At 36.3% G+C, this 22,126-nt stretch carries 20 protein-coding genes; 13 read left to right on the top strand and 7 right to left on the bottom strand.

From position 1 onward, the window contains the following. Window positions 1-13: 13 nt before the first annotated feature. Both ASG21_RS10965 and ASG21_RS10960 read right to left on the bottom strand, forming a co-directional pair. Window positions 14-1,705, bottom strand: coding sequence for a sodium:solute symporter (locus ASG21_RS10965; RefSeq protein ID WP_056079665.1), 1,692 nt, complete (start codon window positions 1,703-1,705; stop codon window positions 14-16). Window positions 1,706-1,805: 100 nt separating this feature from the next. Then, window positions 1,806-4,310, bottom strand: coding sequence for a PIG-L family deacetylase (locus ASG21_RS10960; RefSeq protein WP_056079662.1), 2,505 nt, complete (start codon window positions 4,308-4,310; stop codon window positions 1,806-1,808). A 230-nt stretch (window positions 4,311-4,540) separates the two neighbouring features. On the opposite strand from ASG21_RS10960, the gene ASG21_RS10955 reads away from it, so the two are divergent. From ASG21_RS10955 to ASG21_RS10915, 9 genes are all read left to right on the top strand, one after another. Continuing rightward, complete coding sequence (locus ASG21_RS10955) at window positions 4,541-4,945, top strand: membrane lipoprotein lipid attachment site-containing protein (protein WP_056079659.1); 405 nt, start codon at window positions 4,541-4,543, stop codon at window positions 4,943-4,945. A gap of 195 nt (window positions 4,946-5,140) precedes the next feature. Further along, window positions 5,141-5,902: a LexA family transcriptional regulator gene (locus ASG21_RS10950; protein ID WP_056079655.1), complete on the top strand. Its 762-nt coding sequence runs from the start codon at window positions 5,141-5,143 to the stop codon at window positions 5,900-5,902. 86 nt (window positions 5,903-5,988) lie between these two features. After that, the gene (locus ASG21_RS10945) at window positions 5,989-6,600 is read left to right on the top strand and encodes an alpha-ketoglutarate-dependent dioxygenase AlkB (RefSeq protein ID WP_056079652.1); all 612 of its coding nucleotides are present in this window, start codon (window positions 5,989-5,991) and stop codon (window positions 6,598-6,600) included. Between the two features lie 204 nt (window positions 6,601-6,804). Continuing rightward, window positions 6,805-7,290, top strand: coding sequence for a hypothetical protein (locus ASG21_RS10940; RefSeq protein ID WP_056079650.1), 486 nt, complete (start codon window positions 6,805-6,807; stop codon window positions 7,288-7,290). A gap of 141 nt (window positions 7,291-7,431) precedes the next feature. Further along, window positions 7,432-8,202: an exodeoxyribonuclease III gene (gene xth, locus ASG21_RS10935; protein ID WP_056079648.1), complete on the top strand. Its 771-nt coding sequence runs from the start codon at window positions 7,432-7,434 to the stop codon at window positions 8,200-8,202. A 148-nt stretch (window positions 8,203-8,350) separates the two neighbouring features. Further along, window positions 8,351-10,066 (top strand): FAD/NAD(P)-binding protein, encoded by a 1,716-nt coding sequence (locus ASG21_RS10930; protein WP_056079645.1) that lies wholly within the window; start codon window positions 8,351-8,353, stop codon window positions 10,064-10,066. Between the two features lie 194 nt (window positions 10,067-10,260). Beyond that, window positions 10,261-10,536: a hypothetical protein gene (locus ASG21_RS10925; protein WP_056079641.1), complete on the top strand. Its 276-nt coding sequence runs from the start codon at window positions 10,261-10,263 to the stop codon at window positions 10,534-10,536. Between the two features lie 208 nt (window positions 10,537-10,744). Continuing rightward, window positions 10,745-11,107 (top strand): response regulator, encoded by a 363-nt coding sequence (locus ASG21_RS10920; protein WP_056079638.1) that lies wholly within the window; start codon window positions 10,745-10,747, stop codon window positions 11,105-11,107. A gap of 227 nt (window positions 11,108-11,334) precedes the next feature. Continuing rightward, window positions 11,335-13,818, top strand: coding sequence for a hypothetical protein (locus ASG21_RS10915; RefSeq protein WP_056079635.1), 2,484 nt, complete (start codon window positions 11,335-11,337; stop codon window positions 13,816-13,818). A gap of 185 nt (window positions 13,819-14,003) precedes the next feature. On the opposite strand, the gene ASG21_RS10910 is transcribed toward ASG21_RS10915, so the two are convergent. Both ASG21_RS10910 and ASG21_RS10905 read right to left on the bottom strand, forming a co-directional pair. Next, window positions 14,004-14,375 carry a response regulator gene (locus ASG21_RS10910; RefSeq protein ID WP_056079632.1) on the bottom strand — a complete coding sequence of 124 codons (372 nt, stop codon included), beginning with the start codon at window positions 14,373-14,375 and terminating at the stop codon, window positions 14,004-14,006. Window positions 14,376-14,378: 3 nt separating this feature from the next. Continuing rightward, on the bottom strand, window positions 14,379-15,890 hold the full coding sequence (locus ASG21_RS10905) for a PAS domain-containing sensor histidine kinase (protein ID WP_056079628.1): 1,512 nt from the start codon (window positions 15,888-15,890) through the stop codon (window positions 14,379-14,381). A gap of 153 nt (window positions 15,891-16,043) precedes the next feature. Between ASG21_RS10905 and ASG21_RS10900 the strand changes: the two genes are divergently transcribed. Together ASG21_RS10900 and ASG21_RS10895 are read left to right on the top strand one after the other, a co-directional pair. Next, window positions 16,044-16,529 carry a DUF4385 domain-containing protein gene (locus tag ASG21_RS10900; RefSeq protein ID WP_056079626.1) on the top strand — a complete coding sequence of 162 codons (486 nt, stop codon included), beginning with the start codon at window positions 16,044-16,046 and terminating at the stop codon, window positions 16,527-16,529. 101 nt (window positions 16,530-16,630) lie between these two features. Further along, the gene (locus ASG21_RS10895; RefSeq protein ID WP_056079623.1) at window positions 16,631-16,834 is read left to right on the top strand and encodes a hypothetical protein; all 204 of its coding nucleotides are present in this window, start codon (window positions 16,631-16,633) and stop codon (window positions 16,832-16,834) included. 81 nt (window positions 16,835-16,915) lie between these two features. On the opposite strand, the gene ASG21_RS10890 is transcribed toward ASG21_RS10895, so the two are convergent. Continuing rightward, window positions 16,916-17,593: a hypothetical protein gene (locus ASG21_RS10890; RefSeq protein WP_056079621.1), complete on the bottom strand. Its 678-nt coding sequence runs from the start codon at window positions 17,591-17,593 to the stop codon at window positions 16,916-16,918. A gap of 286 nt (window positions 17,594-17,879) precedes the next feature. Further along, entirely contained in the window at window positions 17,880-18,323 is a 444-nt protein-coding gene (locus ASG21_RS10885; protein ID WP_056079619.1) for a PA2169 family four-helix-bundle protein, read from the bottom strand. Window positions 18,324-18,512: 189 nt separating this feature from the next. Between ASG21_RS10885 and ASG21_RS10880 the strand changes: the two genes are divergently transcribed. Beyond that, on the top strand, window positions 18,513-18,821 hold the full coding sequence (locus ASG21_RS10880; protein WP_128414279.1) for a hypothetical protein: 309 nt from the start codon (window positions 18,513-18,515) through the stop codon (window positions 18,819-18,821). Window positions 18,822-19,095: 274 nt separating this feature from the next. Here ASG21_RS10880 and ASG21_RS10875 read toward each other — a convergent pair whose 3' ends face one another. After that, window positions 19,096-20,553, bottom strand: coding sequence for an OmpA family protein (locus ASG21_RS10875; RefSeq protein ID WP_056079614.1), 1,458 nt, complete (start codon window positions 20,551-20,553; stop codon window positions 19,096-19,098). Window positions 20,554-21,398: 845 nt separating this feature from the next. Between ASG21_RS10875 and ASG21_RS10870 the strand changes: the two genes are divergently transcribed. After that, on the top strand, window positions 21,399-21,758 hold the full coding sequence (locus ASG21_RS10870; RefSeq protein ID WP_056079611.1) for a hypothetical protein: 360 nt from the start codon (window positions 21,399-21,401) through the stop codon (window positions 21,756-21,758). The last annotated feature ends 368 nt before the right edge of the window (window positions 21,759-22,126 follow it).

The following is a 22,126-nucleotide window of genomic DNA, read 5'->3' as shown; positions in this document are numbered from 1 at the left end:
TTTGTTTATTCTTTTACGAAGGTACTGCTTTCGGTTTATAAAAAATCAATCCTATTGCAGAAAATATAATCACTGCCGCTGCTCCGATAACGTTGAGCCAAAGGAAAGAAACAATATCGAAATTGTAAATGGTAATCACTGTAATTTCTGACAGAATCGCCGAGATAAAAACGTTCGAACCTTTAATTTTTTTAAAGTAAAATGCAACCAGAAAAATCCCCAAAATCGGACCGTAGAAAAGAGATCCCAAAACATTCACAGCTTCAATCAGTGAACCCATCTGAGTGGCAAACATCGCGACACCGATCGAGAATATTCCCCACGCTAAGGTATGTAATCGACTGTACTTCAATTCAGTTGCATCATCCGGAATTTCTTTTTTAAATATTAAATGAACATCTTTTAATGAGCAGGCGGCCAGCGAATTCAGCGCTGCGGAAATTGAACCCCAGCTGGCCAGAAAAATGACGGCAAACAGTAATCCGATCATTCCTACAGGCAAAGTGTTCTTTACAAAATAAAGGAATATGTAATTGGTATCCGTTTTCTCGGCATTAAAATTTGAATTATTAATAGCTTCTTCTACCCTTCCATGCAAATCTTTCACCTGGGTTTGAGTTTTTTTAAAATCCTGAATTTTTTTGTTAAGCTGAGGAGAGTTGTTTTCTTTTAATTTTAAAATTTCCTTCGATTCTAAATTAAATTTTGCCTGTAAATCCTGATGTTCTTTTTCAAAAACCGAAGCCTGTTCAGGTTTTGTTTCTTTTAAATGCTGATAAGACCTTTCATTAAAATAAACCGGAGCCGGTTTCAGGGAAAAGAATGCGAAGAGCAAAGCACCAATCAACAGAATAGCAAACTGCATCGGAATTTTAACCAATCCATTCAATAGTAAGCCCATTTTTGCGTTGGTATTGTCTTTCGCAGTGATGTACCTCCCAACCTGACTTTGGTCTGTACCGAAATAGGAAAGTGCAAGAAAAAAACCGCCAATCAATCCGCTCCAGATATTGTATTTATCCTTCCAGTCAAATTCTGTGGTGATGACGTTGAGCTTTCCGGATTTCCCTGCCAGATAAAGGGCATCCTTAAAACCAATTCCATTCGGCATATTTTGAATAAGTAAATAACCTGCAAATGCCATCGTACCCAGTATAATGAGAAACTGTAATTTTTGCGTGTGAGCGATTGCTTTTGCACCGCCAACATAAGTGTAAATCAACAGAATTCCACCCGTTAAAACATTGGTTAAATAAATATCCCAGTTTAAAACGCTTGATAAAATGATACTCGGAGCATAAATGCTGATTCCCGTTGACAAACCTCTTGAAAAGAGAAAAAGCAAAGAAGTAAGAACTCTTGTTTTTTTATCAAAACGGTTCTCAAGATATTCATAAGCCGTGTAAACATTTAGACGCTGAAAAATTGGGATGAAAGTAATGCAAATCACAATCATCGCCAGAGGCAAACCGAAATAATACTGAACGAAACGCATTCCGTCTGTATAGGCCTGTCCCGGGGCGGAGAGAAATGTAATCGCGCTTGCCTGAGTAGCCATAATGCCCAAAAGCACGATGTACCAGGGCATTTTGTTATCTGCTTTCAGGTAGGATTCGTTGCTTTTTTGGCCACGACCAATCCATACGCCGTAAACCACCACTGCAACCAGTGTAAAAATAAGAACTGTCCAATCTATAGTACTCATGCCCAGAATTTAGTAAACAGATAATAAAATATGATTTGAACTGCCAGTGCGGCAGCCAGTAATATGTACCAGGTGTTCCAGTTTTTAAATTGATTGCTCATCAGTTTTTCTGTGCAGATAAAAAGTTTAAAAATAAACGTGCAGCGCCCACATTTCCGGCAGGCAGCTGTCTGAAAAATGCCAGCGGCGTGTAAATAAAATTCCCCTTTCCGTATTTGGCATATAAAGTTGATCCCTGCAAAGGCTCTTCATCGGTGTCATGCATTTCAAAAAGCGGTTCATACGCCGAATCCCATTGAACAGGGAAATAAGCACCACGCTCCTGTACCCAACCATTAAAATCTTCCGCTGAAATCTTGTTCGGATAATTCAGTAATTTATGATTTGGATTTAAAAACTTAACTGTAGCGTTTTCTTCCGTAACCCGCTTATTGGCAATGCTGAAGTTATACATTCCCAATTGGTCAACTGTTGTATCCTGATTGGTATTGTACTGCATCACTAGATTACCACCGGCTTTAACATAAGACCATAAAAACGGCATCCAGCGCCCCAGTTTTTTCTCCGTGTTATTGGCACGAACTCCCAATACAATCGCATCGTATTGCGAAAGCTTGCTGAGACTTCCGTTTCCGCCAGATAGATCCGGATTCCCATAGAAATCTGCATCTTTCAGGACATCTACCTGAATACCGGCAATGCGCAGAAACTCAGGAATGAAATCGCCTGCACCATCTACATAGCCTACTTTTTTAACCTTCACCTGAATATCACCTTTCATTACAGCAACTGTTGCAGGCGCAAAATATTGAAGAGAAGATAAATGCGGATATTGAATTAATACCTGTTTTTTATTGTAATTTACTCCATCTGCAACAAAATTGGCATCCAATTGCAAACGGTTCGAACTGATTAAGGCAAGCTTGGTTTTCGGAACAACATAATCAACTGTAAATTCTTTACCATTGATTGATTTTAAGTCCCCGCCACCTAACCGTTCTCCGTTAAACATTAGATTGACTTTTCCATTATTGAACTGTTTATTTGAATTAACCTTAAAATTTAAGCTTAAATTCAAATCTTCATTTTCCTTAATTAAATATAACGGCTGAGCAAATTTCAGTTCTAAGGCAGGAATAATACGCAAGGCCTCCACCACATCACCCCGCACCGGATCTAATTTTTTGAAAGACAATGGAAGTCTCACCTGAAACTTTTCTGTACCGATTTTTAAATCAAGCAAAACATTCAGCTGAGATTCTGCTTCCGGCAAACCAATTAAAGTTTCATTCGGAACAGAAAAAGTGGCTGCGTCCGTGGCAGGTTTTGCCAACCAATAAGGCTCAGTAAGTGCTACATCAGCAGGAATCTGAATTTTATATTCGATGGTGATTAAAGAATCTTTTGACAGTTTCCTGGTAAAGCTTTCTGACTGATTCAACCATTCTACATTTTCCAAAACAACAGGATTTTCAGCTCTTGAAATTAAATTTAATCTAAAATTATACTGATCTCCGGCCACAGCTTCAGCCTGATTGGTCACGACCTCACCCATAAATCCGGCACAGCTTAAAATAATTTGGTCAAGAGATTTTACTTTATCCTTTTTGAGGTCTGAATCCTTTAGCGTCATGACCTTTTTTCGTAACGCAAGCAAAGCGGGCAAACTCAGATCAGGTTGATTGAAATTGAAAGCAGAAATGATTTTATTTAATGATTCTTCAATATCGCTGCTTCCCTGTGAAGTCCAGGTTTTTGTTACTCCATCGAAAAGGGTTGATTCTGCAGGATCACCGGCAACGTGACTGAAATATTCAGTTTTGATTCCGGCTACAGACTGCGTTCCTGCACCCTGACTTTTATGCAGACTTCTGCTTAATCCTGCCAGTTCACCATAGCCCATTCCCAACTGCGCATCGTATTGCCCAACGGTAATTTTCAGTTGATTTTCGGCAGTGGTATTGTTAGACCCGAATCGGAAAGTATTCCACAACACACGTTTTGGTTGCCATACGTTCACATATTTTAATTGATTAGGGAAAGCGTTTTTATCGCCTGCCAGTTTAAAAGCTTTTTCAGCAACCACAGCCGAAGCCGCATGTTGTCCGTGACCAGCCGCTGCAGTTGGCGGAAAACGACAGATGATCACATCAGGATGGAATTTACGGATGACCCAAACGACATCAGCAATAATTGTGTCCTCATTCCACTGTTTAAAAGTATCGGCCGTATTTTTAGAAAATCCAAAATCAATCGCGCGAGTAAAAAACTGTTGGGCGCCATCTAACTTTCTTGCTTCTAAAAGTTCATGCGTTCTGATCAAACCCAAAGCAGCTCCCTGTTCTGTTCCCAATAAATTCTGACCGCCATCACCTCTTGTTAACGATAGGTAACCCGTTTCCACATTTTGCTCGTTAATCAGCCAAGAGAGTAATCCAGTATTTTCATCATCGGGGTGAGCTGCCAGATATAAAACTTTAGGAATATTTTTGAGAGTTTTGAGGTCGCGGTAAATTTCAGATGATTTTGAAGGTCGAACCTGTTGGGCCGAACAAAATACCGAATAAAAGCCAAGGATGAATACAGTAATTGCTTTGTTGAACATTTTGATTTGCTTTGCGGGCAAATATAAGTAAATCGTTTTTCTTTCAAAGCAATACATTTTGCTGAGGTTTAACACAGATTTATTTATCCTCGTATGTTTAATAAAGACTTTCTAAAGAGAAAATACTTTTAATTTAAACATAAAAATTGATCTTCCGGATGTAAAATATCTTTTTAAAGGCATGTAAACAAATTATGATTATCTTTACATAACTGGATTAATGTAACGATATGAAAAAACTATTTTTTTTTCTTCTGGTCACATTTATGTTGACTTCCTGCGGTGAAGAATGCTACAATGCTCCCCTTCCGATTGTCTTCGAATTTGTAAATGCAGACGGAGAAAATCTTATAACAAACGGGACTTTAAACCCCTATTCCATAAGCGACGAAAACCAGGTTGGTGTGAAGACTGCCAAAACCGATGACGACAAAATCGTTCTTGAAAATGTGGGAGCGTACAATGGTACAAAAAATTACACGTTTTATTCCCCCGTCAGAACTTTCAATTTCTCTATCGAGTCATCAGAGTTCAAAGGTGGGTGTGACGGTTTTCAGATCAATAAACTCACTTTCACAGGAATTGCCATCGATGTAAAAGATTCCAATGGATACTATCAGATCATACTTAAGTAGACCTGGCTTTTATCTAAATTAAATATTTCCGGAAACACAAATTCTTTACTGAAAAGTTTGTCAGAAATTTTACAATACATTTTTCATGAATCACAAATCTCTCGTTTTTCCGGAGAGATTTTTTTTGAAAAATAATTTATACTACTGCTGTAATTTGTTGCAAAATATTTATCTTTGTTGCTGTAATTTATAGCAATGTCGGTTTTATCAGAAAATATCAGATTTTTAAGAGATAAGATTAAAGCTTCCCAACAGAAGGTCGCTGATGAAATCTCGATTACCCGTGGCAGATATTCCACCTATGAAGAAGGAAGATCAGAGCCGCCGGTTGAGCTTCTGATTAAACTTTCAAAATATTTTAAGGTCAATATTGACCTTTTGGTTACGGTCGATCTGAAAAAATATGCTTTGGAAGATCTTGTTAATCTGCCAAACAACAGAACCCTGCTACCAATAAAAGTTGATCAGACAGGAGAAAACAGAATTGAAATCGTTCCCCAAAAGGCAAGCATGGGCTATCTGAGCGGTTATAATGATCCGGAATTTGTTGAAAGCCTGCAACATCTTTCGCTTCCGTTTCTGAGAAATGGCAAATTCAGGGCTTTCCCTGCGGATGGAGATTCGATGCCACCCTACAATGACGGTACTTTTATCGTTGGAAAATATGTAGAAGACAGGAAAGATTTAAGAAAAGGAAAGACCTACATCTTTATTACAAAAGACGGCATCGTTTACAAAAGATTTTCACATCAGAATGACTTCGGAAGTTTTGTGAGTTCAGATAATACATTCTATGAACCTTACGAAATCAGGTGGGAAGAAGTCTATGAAATCTGGGAATTTGCCTGCAGCATCAACACCAGAGAATTGCAAATTGAAAATCTGGAATACAAGGAGATCAGAACCATGTTTGAAACTTTGAGATCTGAAATCCAAACTCTGAAAAAAAATACTTAGGAATACCGAAATCTTATTTGATTTTGTTTTTACACAGATGGAAAAAATACTTTAAAAACTCTTTGAACTAAAAACGTCAGAAAATAATGGGACAGCTCAGTTTATTTGATTCAGGAGAATATTATAATTTTCCGCTTGATCTTCTGGAATTCAGGGAAAACTTCCTCACGCCCGAGGAGGCCAGTCTTCTTCATGCGATGCTTCTTTCAAAAAGTCCATGGAAGCAGAGAACTCAGAAAATGTACGATAAAACCGTTCTTACACCGCGTCTGACAGCTTGGTACGGTGACGGTGAAAAAGCTTATAAACTGGGCGGAAGCGAGTTTGAAGTCAACAGCTGGACACCCGAATTACTATCTCTCAAAGAAAAAATTGAAGGTAAATTCGGTTATGAATTCAATTCTGTTCTGCTCAATTTGTACCGTGATAATAATGATTCTGTAGCATGGCATCGGGACAAAGAAAAAAGATATGGCGAAAGACCTGTGATTGCTTCCATTAGTTTGGGAGAAACCAGAAAATTCGATTTCAGAAAAATGGACGATCACAGCAGAAGGTACAGCCTGCCTCTACCGCACGGCTCGTTACTGATTATGAAAGGCGATTTACAGGAAAACTGGCAACACAGAATTGCCAAATCAAGCCAACCGATGAGAGAAAGAATCAATCTGACTTTCAGAATGATGCGTGAACTTTAGAAAAAAAGACTTCACTGTTTTTTATTTTATAGAATCTTCTGTAGAGACTAAATTAAGGTTTATTGCTGCTGTTTCTTATCAGAATGTTTTACCTAATTTTACTTAAATTTGAACTTATGACTAAGAATTAATTTATTTTAATTCTAAATTACTTTGGGATGCCAGCTGTTTTGAGTAATTTTACCTCATTATATTTAGTAAACTATGAGAAAAATTGTATTTGCAGGTCTGGCTGTTTTAGGTGGATTGGTAATGTCTAATGCGCAATGCAAAACGGTAAGCGCAATTTCAGAAAATTTTGACGGCTGGAAGGATATTGATAAATGCTGGACTGCTCAGCAGGGAAAAGCAATGATCTATTCTAAAGATAAAAAAGTGGTCTTTTATTCAATGACAAATCCAAGGGAGAAAATGTTTTTGATGACTCCGAAAATTAAGGCGGGAAAATATACGCTCACCCTTGATGCTTCAGACAACGGAGGAGAAACTACCCTTGAAATTTTCTCTGTTAATAACATTTCTGACGCTAAATCCTATGATGCTGTTACAAAGGCTGCGAAAATTGATGGTGCTAAAAAAACTTTTGACATCGTTCTTAAAAAAGATGCCAACATAGGTCTTAAAGTAATGCTGAACGGTATTCATCAGGCTGTTTACGTTGATAATTTCTCTTTAAAAGCTAAGAAATAATTTTCAAATTAAATTTTAGAGGTTAAATAAAATGTTCAGTTTTTAATATTTAAAATCCGAAGCCAGAAGGTTTTGGATTTTTTTTGATACATCAAGGAACTGGAACATCGTTTGTGATATTTTACAAATAAATTCTTTCTGATGAAAATTGCAACTTATAATGTAAACGGTATCAACGGTCGGCTTCCTGTTTTGCTACGCTGGCTGAAAGAAGCGAAACCAGACATTGTCTGTCTGCAGGAACTGAAATGCCCACAGGATAAATTTCCGATAGGTGAAATCGAAAAAGCCGGTTATATGGCTATATGGAAAGGTGAAAAACGCTGGAATGGTGTTGCAATTCTTTCAAAAGGATACGAGATTACCGAAGTTCAGAACACTTTACCGGGCGACAGTGACGATCTGCAAAGCAGATATATTGAGGCAATAATAAACAAAACGGTCATTTGCTGCCTTTACCTGCCAAACGGAAATCCTTATCCGGGTGAAAAATTTGAGTATAAACTGAACTGGATTAAACGTTTTAAACGGAGAACAAATCAACTGATTAAAATGGATCTTCCGGCAATTTTAATCGGCGATTTTAATATTATTCCCACCGAAGATGATGTCTATAAACCTGAAAAATGGAAAGATGATGCCCTCTTCCGCACAGAGGTAAGAAAATCTTATCAGGATTTGCTAAAAAAAGGATGGACAGATTCTCTGAGGAAAATGTATCCTGAAGAAGAGGTCTACACGTTTTGGGATTATATGTACGAATCTTTTCGCAGAAACGCGGGAATGCGTTTGGATCATATATTACTGAGCCCTTACCTGCAAGAAAGTCTTGTCAGTGCCGGAGTTGATAAAGAAGTGAGATCCTGGGAGAAAACAAGCGATCATGCACCTGTCTGGATTCAGATTGACTGAGAAAAAACATCATACGGTTAAAAATTACAGTCTTTATGATTATTTGCGGTGACTGTAATCATAATCTGTTATTTAATTTATAAATATGAAGCTCCAATAAAGGTATGCATTTTGAAAGCTAAATTTGATATTCATACTAAACACTGTTATGCCAAATACCGACTCTCAGACTGTAGCCCTCATTGGTGGCGGACCTGCAGCACTCTTCTTTCTGAAACATGCAACTGCTAAAAAAATAAAAACCGGAAAAATAATTATTTTTGAACAGAATCCACATCTTGGAATGGGTATGCCCTACGGAGCTTCGGGTGCAGGAAGAGAACATGTCGCCAATATTTCTGCCAATGAAATTCCTGAATTGGTGACTGATATCGAAGAGTTTATAGATAAAAATGAGTTGGGAAACTTCGGCGATTATAAAACAAACGGAAAAATAAACAGAGATCAGGTGGTTCCAAGGCTTATTTTAGGCAGATACCTTGAAAATCAGTTCAAAATACTGATCAAATTAGCGAAGAGTCAGGGAACAGAAGTCATTACGATGACTGATACAAAGGTGACTGACATTCAGTGTAATAATGACCTTTCATACACGGTGATTGCCGGTGAAGGTGAAAAATATGCTGCCAGTGTGGTAGTGCTGAGCACGGGACATCAGTGGACAAAATCTTTTGAAGGAAAACACAAAGGATGGTTTGATTCTCCCTATCCACCTTCCAAATTTTCTGAAACAACTAATTATCCCATAGCTGTAAAAGGTGCTTCTCTCACGGCAGTAGATATTATAAGAACGCTCTCGCGGCTGAATGGTAAATTTTCGATGTTCAGTGAAGATAAGCTTGAATATACTTTGAACGAAGATGCTCAGGATTTCAGGATAGATCTCTATTCTTTAAGCGGTCTGTTGCCTGCACTGCGTTTTCATTCTGAAGATGCAGCATTCTCCACAGACTGGAAAATGTCTCTGAAAGAAATTTATGAATATAAAAAGACACACGGTGGTTTTGTAGATCTCGATTATGTTTTTGATCTTAATTTTAAAAAGGTGGTAGAAAAAAGAGATCCAGAATTTTACAGTGAAATCAAAGATTTATCTATCGAGGAATTTGTCACAAAAATGATGAAACTCAGAAAAGAGCTTGACAGCTTCGAACTATTTAAGGCAGAATATACTGAAGCTGAAAAATCTATTAAAAGACATCAGTCAATCAGCTGGAAGGAAGCCTTGACATCGTTCAGCTACGCGATGAATTATCCTGCAAAACATTTTTCGGCAGAAGATATGTTGAGGCTCACTAAGATACTTATGCCTTTAATTTCAATCGTTATCGCGGCACTTCCACAATCTTCCTACCGTGAAATTATTGCTTTATATGATGCGAAAATTATCAGTTTGAGCAACGTAGATTCTCAAAGTACTGTGGAACCTCACGATCAGGAAGGTGCAGTTTACCGATTCAAAAATAATGACGGTCAGCACAAAGAGTTAATTTATAAAATGTATGTGGATGCCACAGGCCAACGCGCAATGAACATTAATGATCTTCCGTTTGAAGGTCTGAAAAATGAAGGTGTAGTATCATCAGGATATTTGAGTTTTAAAAATTCAGATCACGCATTAGATCTTTTGAAAAAAGGGAACGAAATGATCATGGAAGGAAGCAGCGATCACTATTATCTCAAAGTAAAAGGGCTCAGCATCAACGATAATTTTCAGGCACTGGATTCTTACGGTAAAGTAAGAGAAAACCTTTACATCATGTCTGTAGCGTACATCGGTGGTCTCAATCCTGACTATTCCGGTTTGGATTTTTGTGATACCGCTGCAGAAATCATCACAGAATCAATTGCCAAAGCTATCTGACTCGTTCTTAAAAACATTATTTTAATTATAAAAAATCTGTCTTTCAAAATCTGAAAAGACAGATTTTTTGTGGATAAAAATTTTTTTCTGTTCTATACCATAACTGCTCAAGCAGAATTAACTGTTATGCACTGCTTCCAACATGAACTGAAATCATATTGGGTTAATGCAAATTTGCTTATTTTTGCAGAACTATGCCAAAAATACGTTCTACATCAGACGGTTTAATCTATATTAAATCTTCATTAATCGAAAATTTAAAGAGACCGAATGCTCTGGAAGGAGCCAAGGCCTTAGGAAAACCTGTGATTATCAATGTCAATCACATCGGCTTTTTGAGCTACAACAATGAAGGACGGGTTACATTTTTTATGGCAAACGGATTTGAAATTTCCATTAATATATTTTTTGATGAAGCCGAACTGATTTTCAACAATGCTAAAGGAGGCGTTGCTGCGGAAATAGTGTAACTTCTACAAAGATTCAAAAATCTAAATTGAAAGAAAAGAACTTATGAATTTTAGATTCTTGAAATTTGAAATTCAAAATATTGACTTTTTCGGGCAAAATTCCCTTTCAGATTCAATCCAGAACCTTTCATAAAACAACTTAAAATTTTTACGCGCAAAAAATTGGTCAATCGATAGCCAATTGGTGTTATTATTGCAATATCGAAATATGAGAAAAATTTACATCGTAGAAGATGATGATTCCATAAGAGAAATCCTTGAAATATTTCTGACATCAGAAGATTATTCTGTGCAGTCGTTTGAGAATGTAAAAGAATTTGATCAGCGAAATAAAGAAGAAAAGCCTGATCTGTACTTATTTGATGTGATGTTGCCCGATGGTTCAGGTATCGACCTTTGCAGCCAAATAAAAACCAGCCGGGAAAACGCAGAAATTCCGGTTCTTATTATGAGTGCTCATGCTCAGCTTAAAAATTTTGCTGATGACTGTCAGCCAGACGGATTTATTTCAAAGCCTTTTGATATAGATCATCTGTTGCTGCAGATTCAGGAAATTATCGCCCGTAAATAGTTTTTTACATATTTAATTTCTCCTCATTTTATTTCTGAAAACAGTTTTTATAAGTAAAAAGACTGAACTTTCCGTCTGTATAAATAAGATCATTTTTTTTACATCTCATTTTTGTTTCGGTACAAAAGTGTAAATTCTGTGCCGTTTTTTATGCACTTATTTATCACACCTATTTCCCTCTAAATAATTGGAATACGTTTTGTTAAGTCGTATTTAGATTCTCACCGATGAAAAATAAAAAACTACCCTCTTCAGGCCGCCGACGCAAGTGGCTGATTTCTATTGCCGCTGTCATTGTAGCTTTAGCAGTTCTTTTCCCGTTTGCCTTGGAATATTATCTTGAAAAAAAGCTTCCATCCTTAGTCAGCAGTAAAACTCCTTACAACGTAAAGTTAGCAGATTTCAAACTGAGTCTTTTTAAAGGAAATATTTCAATTCTAAATGTTGATATTTCTACAAAAAATTCCTCAGACAAGTCAGTTACACAGATTGACGGAAATGCAGAGAAGATTGTAATTACCGATCTTGGTATTTTTGCTGCAGCTTTTAAGAAATCTTACAAAGCCGATAAAATCATTCTTACCAACTCTAACATCACAATGCGGATTGCAGCTCCAAAAAAAAAGGAGGTGAAAGAAAGAAAACCACTTGACCTGCATGTGAATGCTGTTGAAATAAAAAATGTTACTGCAAATGTTTCTGATGCGAAAGGAAAACCTGTTTTCAGAGGAAAAAATATTCAGATCAACATTCATGATATTAAACAGAGTGAAAGTTCATCAAAAATTCCTCTGGCTTTTTCAAAAATCAATATCGATGCATCGGAGGTGAAAATTGGTGTGAATGAATTTTATGAGATTGACGCAGATAAAATCACTACCGATAATAAAGTTTTAACTTTAAATGCTTTCCGTCTTAAACCTTTGCAGGATCCCTCAAAATACAATGCTAAAAATGTTTTCGATTTTGCATCTGAACAGTTTGTCGCCAGAGATTTTAACGTAAGTCAGGATTCACTCATCGTTTCGCAGGTATCGTTTATTAAACCTGATCTTAAAGTAATGTCGACAGGCAAAAATGTTGTCGAAAAAAACAGCAATCCTAAAGAGGTTGAAATGAAAATTGGGATGAAAAACATCAACTTTAAAAATGGTAAGATTGCCGTCAGTCAGGCGAATAAGGAGAAGACAGCATCTGTTGATAATTTCAATTTTAGTCTCAGCGATATTGTTTTTGATAAAAATACTGTGAAAGAAAAAATTCCGTTCAGGTTTACCAATCATGATTTTGAAGCAGAAAATATTTATTTTAAAACAGATCCTTTACAGGCAATAAAAGTTTCAAAAATTACTTCAAAAAATTCAGATATTATTCTTGATCAGTTTGAAATGATTGCCTTAGGCAGAAGCGCAGTGAAGGATGTTTTTTCGGTATCTACAAAACAGCTCAGGATCTTAAAAAATACAAGCCGTTTCAAGGGGCAGAAACTCAACTTAAATTTTGCAGGAATAGAAATTGATCAACCAGAAATTCAGATTGTTTCAGCATCAAAAAAAACTCAGTCTAAAACAAAAAAAGGTGCAACTCCTGATTTTCTGGCTCAGATTGGTTACATTAGTATCACTGACGGAAAGATCAGACAGACTGCAAATTCAAAAGAAAAACTTTCTGTCGGAAGATTTAATATCAAATTAAACAGTGTAAAAGCTGATCCGAGTACACTGACAGGATCTTTGCCTTTCACTTCGTCGACCCATTACGTTAAGGCAGAAAAAATCAATCTGGATGCGGGAAAGTATTACAGTTTAAAAGTAGCTGAAATCATTAATTCAGGGAAAAAAACGGATGTTACAGACATTCAGTATTTACCTAAATATTCCAGACAGGCCTTCAGCAAAGTGATCGCCAAGGAAACTGATCTTTATACTCTTAAAGCTAAAAAAATTTCAGTTCATGACCGGAATACATCTTTTGGTAAAAGTGGCATTATTGACATAGACAAAGTCTTTATCGATGGGCTGAACTGCAATATTTACCATGATCTTGCACCGCCTGATGACATTGCTGTAAGATATCTTTTCAGCAAAAAACTGCGCGATATGAAAATGCCGCTTTTTGTAAAGAATGTGGTTTTGAAAAATTCTGAACTGGTCTATGAAGAGGATGCGGACAACAGTAATATTCCCGGTAAAATTATATTCAGCAATTTCAATGCGAATATTGCAAACGTAAATAATGGCAAGGTCAGAGGTCGTCCAACGGTTATCAGCACAGATGCTGAGTTTGACTTCTATGACAATGCTCATACGGACGTTAACTGGAAGTTTGATGTACTCGATAAAGCTGACAAATTTACCATCAAAGGAAATATTCAGAGACTGTCAGCGGAAAATGTAAACCTTTTTGTACGACCTTATCTTAATGTAACTCTCGACGGACAGATCGATTATCTAAAGTTTGATTATTACGGAGATTCAAACGGGATTGCCGGAAGATTTTACTTTAAATATAATGATATGTATGTTAATCTTCTTAACAAAAAAGGGAAAGAACGGAAACTTCTGACCACTGTTGCCAACTGGTTTGTAAAAAATGAATCGACAGGTGAACCGGATCACGTAGTCATCGATAAAAAGCGAGAACCGGAACGCAGTTTTTTCAGTATGCTGTGGCAGGGAATCATGGAAGGTCTCAAGAAATATGTGATTTAAATCTGAACTTCAAAAAAATCATTTTTAAAACTCCTGACAAATCAATTTTTGTCAGGAGTTTTTTTGTTTTCTACTCAGCTTCAAGTACTCACATACTTTAAGTAGAACTTTTTCGATGCAGATTCTACAAAAAAATCTCCCTGTAAAGTACAGAGAGATTTTGATTTGAATATTTTTTGAATCAGCTATCTGCCGAGCGATTCGTTTACTAACAAAATAATTTCTTCTATATCAAAAGGTTTTGCCATAAAATGATTTGCACCGGTTTCCAAAGCGATGTCTTTCTCGTTTCTGCTGGCAGAAAGAACGATTACCGGAAGATTTTTAACTTCACGGTCTTTCCGTATTTTTTTAATTAAATCATAGCCGGAAAGCACGGGCATCCATAGATCTAGAAGTAGCAGATCCGGCTTTTCTGTTTTTATTCTGTCAAAAAGTAATGTGCTGTCAATTTCTTTTGAAACCTCAAATCCTTCCGGTTCAAGTAACATTTCCAATACATCTAAAATTCCCTGATCATCGTCACAGATCATTATCTTCATGTTTTCTCTTTCCATTTTCTAACTGTTTTTTAGAGGTAGGGTAAAATGAAATGTAGAACCGTGTCCGAGTTCAGATTCCACCCATATTGTTCCTTTGTGATTATCTATAATTTTCTGGCTGACGTACAGACCGATACCCATTCCAGGATACTGTTTCTGTGTACTGTCTGCTCTGTAAAAACGTTCAAATATTCTTGACTTATCATTGTGACTGATACCCAAACCTTCATCTTTCACGGAAACCTTTACGAAATTTGCGACTTTTGAAATGTTGATGTAAATTGATTTAGACTTTGGAGAATATTTCACGGCATTGGCAATAATATTGTTCACGACCTGCGTGATTTGGGATTCGTCGATGTTGACAATAATCTCATCGTCTCCACTTAAAATGATCTTGTGCCCCTCCTCTCCTATCTGAAAACTCTCCACGCAGTTGCTCACCAGATCTGAAATATCGCAGGATTCCATGTGAGATTCGATGTTTCCTGACTGTATTTTGGAAGTATCAAGAAGATCAGTAATCAGATTGTTTAACCTGTCTACGTGTACGGCAACTTTATTTAACGTTTCTGAATATCTTTCGCTGAGGCCTTCTCCGGAGAATCTCTGTAATATCTGAACCAAACCTTTGATGGTTGTCAACGGTGTTTTCAGCTCATGACTGGCTATAGACAGAAAATCATCTTTCCTTTTCTCTATCTCGCGGCGCTCAGAAGCATCTTCTATTGCCAGAAGAATTCTGTCTTTGTACTGACCTTCAAACTCTATTCTGTAGGCATTCAGAATCATCACCTTTTTTCCTATATACGGAAAATCATGTTCCACTTCAAAGTTGATAACAGGGTTGCTGGTAGGAAGAATTTTAATTAAAAGATCCTTCAGCAGTTCGATATCCCACTGGTGGTTTCCCAGCTCGTAAAGCAATTTGCCGATAGTTTCTTCAGAAGAAACTTTAAAAGTTTTCAGGAAATGATTGTTGGCACTCAACACATGAAAATTCTCGTCCAGCACAAGTAAACTTTCGCGTACTGTCTGGATAATACTGGAGAGAAACATCTCTTCTTCTTTCAGTTTTTTTGTTCGCTCGATGACCTTCTTTTCCACGTTGGCTTTCTCTTCTCTGAGTTCGTGTTCAGCTTCTTTCTGAGGCGTAATGTCGTTCTGCACACCAATAAAATGGGTCGTTTTTCCATTATCGTCCTTTACAGGTGAAATAAACAGTTCGTTCCAGAAGAGATCTCCGTTTTTTCTGTAATTCCGGATCACTACCCTGCTTTCTTCTTCTTTAATAATTGATGATTTGATCTGCTGCCGGGCCTTCTGATGTCTGTCATTCATCTGTAGAAAACGACAGTTGTGTCCTATGATTTCCTTTCTGGAATATCCGGATATTTTTTCGAAGGCTTTATTACAGTAAATGATTGGATTATCCTCAATACTGTTGTCGGTAATAATAATTCCGGAGTTTGAGGAGTCTAGTGCCTGCTGATACAGTTTCAGGCTGTTATAATTTTCTGAATGATTCAATTGTAAATGATTTTGAGGTGCAGATTACAGGAAACCATTTTTATGCCTAAAGGTGATTGCAAAATATTTTTGATTTAAAATTTTAAGAATTTTAATGGAAGGATTTAAACATATTCCAAACTTCTTAGGCATCTGCTTTGCTGACTTTACAGTATGAAAAAGCAGAAACCCAGTTATCTTAATTTCAATGAAAAAGATTATGCATGGAAACGTGATATCGATTACCGGAAGCATCCTGAATTATATCGGGTAGGAAAAGGCGAACAAGGCGTTTTAATTTGTGAACCTTACAAAACTGAGATCGGAAAATACTGGCGTTTTAAAAATGAAGAAATTGCTGTAGAAAGCTCTGAAAAGATCTATTCACTATTTCTTGAGTATCTGCAGAAAAAAGATTTTGTAGGAGCCGACATGGCGAGAAAATATCTCCAGATGGGATTTACCAGAGCCCGCAGGTATTTCAATTATAAAGGTGGAAAAAAATACGATCAGGATAATGACTACGAGCCATTGAAGCGGGGAACCGGTGATCCCGAAAAAGCAAAATCAGCAGAAATTTTCTATAAAAAATGGAAAGAGGCTGAAGAAAATCCTGAGTACGCTGAGATGAAGCAGGATTGGAAGGATAGATTGGGATAATCTTTAAGACCTATTATGGTTAACTGTGTAACAGTATTTCAACAAACGTTAAATTGTTGACTCATCAAGGTATATATGTTTAATTACCGTAGTTTTACAAAATGGAAAAAAGAGACCGGCTTATAGTAAATTACCTTGCGAAGGGATTTAAAATACTTGAAATTTCAGATTTGATGAAGAAAAATGATTCTGTAAAAATCAGCGAAAGCATGATTGAAAAAAGACTGCGCATCATCCGAAAACAATACAATGCAACTACTCTGTTTCAGCTGGGAGCACTTTTGAAAGAGAATAATATTATTTAAAAGTAATCAGTTTAGCAAATCAAACGCCTCAGAAGAAGAAAATAATTGATAAAACAACAGGAACAAAAGTCTGAATATTTTTCAATTATCAGACTTTACTGTTTTTTTTAATGTAAGATTAATATAATTGAACATACAAAATGTCGCAATTGCTCCGAAAGTGTGCCATAAAAAGTGAGTACCGAAACTGAAAAGATTCCATTTATCGGCTACACGAAAAGTAAGTGCAAGGCCGAACGACAACAGAGCAAAACCTACCCATTTCCCAGCTTTCCATTGGGTAAACATCAAATATTTCAGCACTGAAAAAAGCACGAAAGAGGCCATCATCGCATAATTGAGATTGATGAAAAGGGACGTATTATCAATCAGAATCCAGTTTCTTAAAGCAAACACAAGGAACACATATCCAAGTAGCATTAAAACAGCATAGTACCATCTCGTACTTTTTGCTATAAAATAAAATCCGGCAGACAGACACAGCAACATGATTGGCAGCCAGTCCATTATAATAAATACCGGCCACTGTCTGAATGAGTGGTAAACAGTTCCCCCTACGGCACCGATGTATAATAAAATCAGGCAGTAGGTCAAAAAGGGATACGCTTTAAAATTATCCTTAATTTTAACGGTCCAGAAAATTGCCAAAATTAAAAAAAACACTGCGGTGACAGCATTTAAGGGCTCAGGAAAAAGTTGAGACATATCGGTTTCTGCGTATAGCATTCCTCCGTCCGGAGGTAATTGATTTATTGGCATTATTTAAAATTAAATTTAATTTTAGACTGAACATTTTTCATTATTAAAATTAGTAAAACTATTCTGTCTGATAAATTATATCTTCTTAAAACAGGAAAATTCTGATTGTAATTTAAATTAAACAAAAAGGATTTAATCTGAGACTGATCAAATCATATATAAAATTAAATTATTTTTTTAATTTTTAAAATCAACTTTTAGAATGATATCATCTTAATTAATAATCCTGACCGCCAAGCAACCAGGATTAAGGATGAAAATTTTTTATCAGCAAATTCTGTTTTACCTAATTTTCAAGACTTTGAAATTTCACAAAAGAATTTTGCAGCTTCTGATGTTGATCCTGAACAAGCAAAATGCTTTCCGGAGATAATTTATCACCTTGCAAAGCCTCCTGATAAGCGGCAATTGCAGATTTTTCTCCAAAAACTACATTTTCAAGGGTAGATTCTGCATGATTAGGTGTGAAGGCATTTTTGACGTCGATCCACGCTCTGTGGACAGTTCCGCTTACGGTTGGCGAATCATCGTATTCTCCGCCATGCTCAGTAATACAGTTGATGAGATCGGTTTTCATCTGTTCAGATTCTGCCACCATTTCTTCGTAGTCATTTTTCAGGTGAGAATGGGTATCCCAAACTTTTTCTTCTACTTTGTTGAATCCTTTGATGCGATCCATCGTGATGTTCAGCAGATCATTCAATACTGAAACAGTTTCTTGATTTGTCATAATATTTTTGATTGGTATTTAATCTTACCTGCAACAGCTGTACCATTACACAATTACCGGGCAATGTGATTTTTAAAGATTAGCAGTGAATGTATCAAAGATAAGATCTTAATCATTTTTTCTCATCTGAATGCAGACATACAGATGAGAATTTTGGGTACTGATCATATTTTTCTACATTTGCTTTATATGAAAAAAACTTCGCACTTTACAGCCCTTATTCATTATAGTTTAACCGAGAATGGTGGAGTTGTAAACCCATTTTCTACGGGATTCCGCACTTCATTTCAATTTCCTTTTGAGCTTCAGGCATACCTCGGAAGTCATAATTTTGAGGAACCAGAGCTGATTTTCCCAGGCGACTCTGTTACTGTGGAGATAACTTTAATAAATGCTGAATCTTTTCTGAGTAAATTGTATACTGGAATGGATTTCGAAATTTCGGATAATTCAGGAGTAATCGGTACTGGCGTTATATCTGACGTTTATGACAGGTAATTAGTGAATGTGAATCTTGTAGTGCGATGACTGTAATCATAGGTTTAAATTCTTGCAATTTTCTATTTTTGATTAACTAAAAACTAGAGTTCAGACTTTAGCTGAAGGCACTCCGAATCATTGTGATTTTGGAGTGTTTTAGTATTTAAAACTGTCGCCATTATACTGTATAATTTTCTCCTGATAGATTGATATGCAAAAACGAATCAACACATTTAGACAAAAAAAGCTGCCACAAACTGTGACAGCTCAAGAAATTAGAAGTTAACAATATTTATTTTGCTTTAAAATACACTCTTCTATTTGCTCTGTTTTTCCATTCAGGACATTTTGAAGCGGGATCACATTCCGGATATTTCAGGTCTGTTTTTCCGTTTCCTACAGATTCAAGCTTTGAAGACTGTACGCCGTTTTTAATCAGATAAGATTTTACGTTTCCTGCTCTTTTTTCAGAAAGATTTTTGTTGTAAGCTTCAGAACCTCTTGTATCTGTAGCTCCAACTACTGTGAAACCACCTTCAGAAGAATTGATGTAGCTTACAGCATTATTCAGAATAGGTGTATTTGAAGGTAAGATTCTGTCTGAATTCAGATCAAATTCAATTCCGTCAAGTTTTGTTTCGTTTTCAGTTACTGTTCCCTGTCCCTGTTCTTCAGTTGGACAGCCGTTATTTTCTACTGGTCCCGGAACAGTTACACATTTGTCGTAAAGGTCAATAACACCATCAAGATCCACATCCAATGCTACGCCGGCACCGTCAACTCTCGCTCCTGCAGGAGTATCAAGCTGTCTGTCCCAGTCATCGCAAACGCCGTCACCATCCATATCTCCTTTTTGGCAAACCGTAATATCCTGATTTTTTTCTGCCAGTACATCAAGTTTGTAGTAGATTTCCTGCATTGGGTCATGCCACATTAAATGTGAATCATGCTTTCCTAAGTTAAGCGTAAGACCCAGTGTTGCATTGAAGAAATTATCAGAAACCTGATCTTCTCTTTTGTTGATTGCGCTGTATGGTTCTCCTCCACCGTCAAACTGGTCATCAGTAGTAACGACATACATTACTCTTCCTTCCAGATCAAGTCTGTTATTCAGTTTATATTTAAGACCGGCACCCGCCTGTCCGAAGAAGGAATTTAATTTAAATGGTTTAATTTCAGTCATTAATCTCTGTCCGTTCTCATCTTTCTGATATGCACGGTATGCCAGAGATCCTACACCTCCATAAGCATGTAAAGCCCATCTGTACGGCGATTTGTTATCAACTCTTCTCATTAGATTTGAAAGGTTGATGTCCCCTAAAATTGAAAGTGCATCGTATTGTGTTCTTGCACCAACCTGCATAGTTGAAGAAGCATTTGCAGGAGCGGCATCTTTAGTATTGAAAAAACCCTGACGAGTCTCCCCCCTGTCGTACTGAAGATTAATTCCGAATGCATGCGTAATTGCTTTGTTAATACTCACATAAGCTGAATATCCAAAAAGATTTTTACCGTTTCCGTTTTTAATTGAAGTTAAATCTGCAGATTGCATTAACGGAACACCTGCACCGGCAGAAATTGACCAGTCGTTGAATCTTTTAGAAGATTGTGTGAAAGGCGAAACATTGGAAGATCCTGAACTGAAAGTGTTTGGATATTCTGACAAAGAATCCTGAGACATGTTTTCCTGTGCGCACAGAGTGGCAGGTATCGCCATTGCCAGCGATAAAATTGCTAATTTTGATTTCATACTATATTTAAATTATTTATTGAATAAAACTAATCGGAAAATTCAGAAGACCATACAAGAGTCTCCGCTTGAATTTTTCTAGGAAGTACCAACCGGTACAGTTTACATATGTGCCATGTTCCTTTCAATTTGCGTACCGTTTTAGCAGTAGCAAAAGGCTTTGATGTCTAAAATCAGGCGGAATTCAGAGAAAATATACTACATTTTAAACTTTAACGAACTGAAAACCAAAGTATCAAAACTCCAGGTTTTTTCTAATTAAAATATTTTTTAAATTATTATAAAATAAATTGAATTAAAATTACATAATTGGCTTTGAGGAAAGATTTAACGATGCTTAGCTTTTAAATAAAATGATCAACCTATTTCTCATATCTTTTTTATTCTGCAGATCGCTGTCGTCTTTTAAATTTTAAGAAATTGATTCTTTCTAATATTGGGTCGGGAGTTGATACGGCTGAAAATACAGTGAGATGCTGAATAGCGGTTACCTTTTGTTCATCTAATTGCCAGTTTACCTGTCAAAAAAATTGTTTCAGTATATAAAAAGAGGAACAGTGCCACCAAACAAAACGATTATTATGCATATATTAATTTATTTAGGTATTTTTACAAAAAAATAGCTACACACCTATAAAGATTAGTAATCATGAATGAAAAGTTGTATGTCAGAAAATCACTGCAATTCGTAGAAGACAGTGATGAAAAAACTCATGTAAATATTAGCTTTCGGGCACAATAATTGCTGATCTGTAACAAAGTGTCTATTCTACACCATTATTAAAATATATTTTTTCAAAATCCCCCTTAGTTTATATTAGGAGGGAACTTTAGTATTTACTGCCATGAATTATAAATTAGTACTCAATACAAAGTCTGAGACCTCAAATATCTATTATAATACCATCACATTTGATACCTTCAAAATAAATATTATAGACAGATACAAAGGAATTATGAGCCGGAATCCCATTTTGTGTGATTCTATTCTAAAAGTGCGTACGTTAGATGATCAGCTTATAAAAACCCGTGAGGGAAACAGCCGTGTTAAGCTGAAAGGTGAAGATTTGGAGAAGTACAAAAATCTAATGGAAATTCTAAACTCGTACCAGTACAAAAATAAACTCATCAGACAGAAAGAAGCTGATGAGGACTACGTTCACTTTGTAATACGGGTTTATATAGAAAATTATCAGATTAACTGATTGTTTTAGAGGGAAATTTTACAGAAATAAAACTTACAGTTTTTTTAACACTCAATTTTCAATTGCAATAATGTATTTGAAAGTTGAGTGCTGCAGGTTGATTAAACCTTTAACACAAGTATCTGGCTCACCTAATATTCCAGTTAAATCAGTCCCTGAAGACTTTATTTTTTTTATTCTACACTCTTATCCCTTATTTCATCATAATTCACGCCTTGAAGTGTTCTTATCTGGTGCTTTAAATTTAGTGATACACGAATATATTCCTGTTTAGGAATAAGAAATTCACAATCTCATAGCAGGTGGAAAATTGAGATGGTTTGCAATTGAAAAAAATTGAATTTAGAACATAAAAAAAGCATCGTAAT

The organism is Chryseobacterium sp. Leaf394 (assembly GCF_001424105.1).
GTDB lineage: Bacteria > Bacteroidota > Bacteroidia > Flavobacteriales > Weeksellaceae > Chryseobacterium.
This window is presented reverse-complemented; position numbering and strand designations above follow the sequence as displayed.

Coding starts and splice junctions, on each gene's coding strand:
- ASG21_RS10965 (WP_056079665.1), bottom strand. CDS start 1,705: ATGAGTACTATAGATTGGACAGTTCTTATTTTTACACTGGTTGCAGTG.
- ASG21_RS10960 (WP_056079662.1), bottom strand. CDS start 4,310: ATGTTCAACAAAGCAATTACTGTATTCATCCTTGGCTTTTATTCGGTA.
- ASG21_RS10955 (WP_056079659.1), top strand. CDS start 4,541: ATGAAAAAACTATTTTTTTTTCTTCTGGTCACATTTATGTTGACTTCC.
- ASG21_RS10950 (WP_056079655.1), top strand. CDS start 5,141: ATGTCGGTTTTATCAGAAAATATCAGATTTTTAAGAGATAAGATTAAA.
- ASG21_RS10945 (WP_056079652.1), top strand. CDS start 5,989: ATGGGACAGCTCAGTTTATTTGATTCAGGAGAATATTATAATTTTCCG.
- ASG21_RS10940 (WP_056079650.1), top strand. CDS start 6,805: ATGAGAAAAATTGTATTTGCAGGTCTGGCTGTTTTAGGTGGATTGGTA.
- xth (WP_056079648.1), top strand. CDS start 7,432: ATGAAAATTGCAACTTATAATGTAAACGGTATCAACGGTCGGCTTCCT.
- ASG21_RS10930 (WP_056079645.1), top strand. CDS start 8,351: ATGCCAAATACCGACTCTCAGACTGTAGCCCTCATTGGTGGCGGACCT.
- ASG21_RS10925 (WP_056079641.1), top strand. CDS start 10,261: ATGCCAAAAATACGTTCTACATCAGACGGTTTAATCTATATTAAATCT.
- ASG21_RS10920 (WP_056079638.1), top strand. CDS start 10,745: ATGAGAAAAATTTACATCGTAGAAGATGATGATTCCATAAGAGAAATC.
- ASG21_RS10915 (WP_056079635.1), top strand. CDS start 11,335: ATGAAAAATAAAAAACTACCCTCTTCAGGCCGCCGACGCAAGTGGCTG.
- ASG21_RS10910 (WP_056079632.1), bottom strand. CDS start 14,375: ATGGAAAGAGAAAACATGAAGATAATGATCTGTGACGATGATCAGGGA.
- ASG21_RS10900 (WP_056079626.1), top strand. CDS start 16,044: ATGAAAAAGCAGAAACCCAGTTATCTTAATTTCAATGAAAAAGATTAT.
- ASG21_RS10895 (WP_056079623.1), top strand. CDS start 16,631: ATGGAAAAAAGAGACCGGCTTATAGTAAATTACCTTGCGAAGGGATTT.
- ASG21_RS10890 (WP_056079621.1), bottom strand. CDS start 17,593: ATGCCAATAAATCAATTACCTCCGGACGGAGGAATGCTATACGCAGAA.
- ASG21_RS10885 (WP_056079619.1), bottom strand. CDS start 18,323: ATGACAAATCAAGAAACTGTTTCAGTATTGAATGATCTGCTGAACATC.
- ASG21_RS10880 (WP_128414279.1), top strand. CDS start 18,513: ATGAAAAAAACTTCGCACTTTACAGCCCTTATTCATTATAGTTTAACC.
- ASG21_RS10875 (WP_056079614.1), bottom strand. CDS start 20,553: ATGAAATCAAAATTAGCAATTTTATCGCTGGCAATGGCGATACCTGCC.
- ASG21_RS10870 (WP_056079611.1), top strand. CDS start 21,399: ATGAATTATAAATTAGTACTCAATACAAAGTCTGAGACCTCAAATATC.